We start from the raw sequence: 1,011 nt of genomic DNA, 5'->3' as shown, positions 1-1,011 counted from the left end.
CCCCTCACCTGCCTGCCGGCACCCTCTCCCCGTATAGTGACGGGGAGAGGGGTGCTCTCATCACCGGTTTCGCCAACTACCAGCGTTACAGAGTAGGCGCCGAGATTGCGGCTGGCCCCTTCTCCCCGTCACTATACGGGGAGAAGTGCCCGGCAGGGCGATGAGGGGCGGCGCCAACTTTGGCAAAAGACCGCCTCCAATAGCTCAAATCCCGATTTGAAATTTCCGCCAACTGCCGACAAGATACAGCGGAAATTATCGTGCCGATCATCCAGGCAAGCGAGGCTCTCATGTCCGAAATCGCCCATCTCGCCGCCACCATCTTCAAACGCGCCGGCAAGGCAAACCGCTTCATCGTCGCCATTGCCGGTCCACCAGGCTCCGGCAAGTCGACGCTGTCGGCAAGGCTGCATGAACTGCTGCCCGAAGGTGCTTCGGAAGTCGTGCCGATGGACGGCTTCCACTATGACGACGCCGTGCTCGAGCGGCGCGGCCTGCGCGCGCGCAAGGGCGCGCCGGAAACCTTCGACTTTGCCGGGTTTGAGGCCCTGCTGAAGCGTATCCGTGCCGGCGAACCCGACATCGCCATCCCGGTCTTCGACCGCAGCATGGAACTGTCGCGCGCCGCCGCCTCGATCGTCGCCACGCAAACCAAGTTCATCCTGGTCGAGGGCAACTATCTGCTGCTCGACGAAGAGCCGTGGTCGCGGCTGGCGCCGCTGTTCGATTTCTCGATCTTCGTCGACGTGCCGCGCAACGAACTCGAGCGCCGGCTGATGGAGCGCTGGCACGGACATGGCCGCTCCGATGAAGATGCGCGCGCCTGGATCGCGTCCAACGACCTGCCCAACATCGAGCGCGTGCTGGCGCGGCGCCGGGCTGCCGATCTGGTGATCGGCCTTTCCGCTTGATTCGACGGATTGCGCAAGGGGAACCTTAAGACTTTCAGGCCGTTATCCCGACACGGCAATTGTGCCAAAAGAGGGATTCGGTTCTAATGGCAACCAAGGC

General features: G+C 62.8%; 1 protein-coding gene. It reads left to right on the top strand.

The window, feature by feature from the left end:
• The first annotated feature begins 290 nt into the window (after positions 1–290).
• Positions 291–911 carry a nucleoside triphosphate hydrolase gene (locus tag EN749_RS36325; RefSeq protein ID WP_127808309.1) on the top strand — a complete coding sequence of 207 codons (621 nt, stop codon included), beginning with the start codon at positions 291–293 and terminating at the stop codon, positions 909–911.
• Positions 912–1,011: the final 100 nt, after the last annotated feature.

This window comes from Mesorhizobium sp. M7A.F.Ca.ET.027.02.1.1, assembly GCF_004022985.1.
GTDB lineage: Bacteria > Pseudomonadota > Alphaproteobacteria > Rhizobiales > Rhizobiaceae > Mesorhizobium.
The sequence above is the reverse complement of the archived record's forward strand: the minus strand, read 5'-3'. Positions and strand labels throughout refer to the sequence as shown.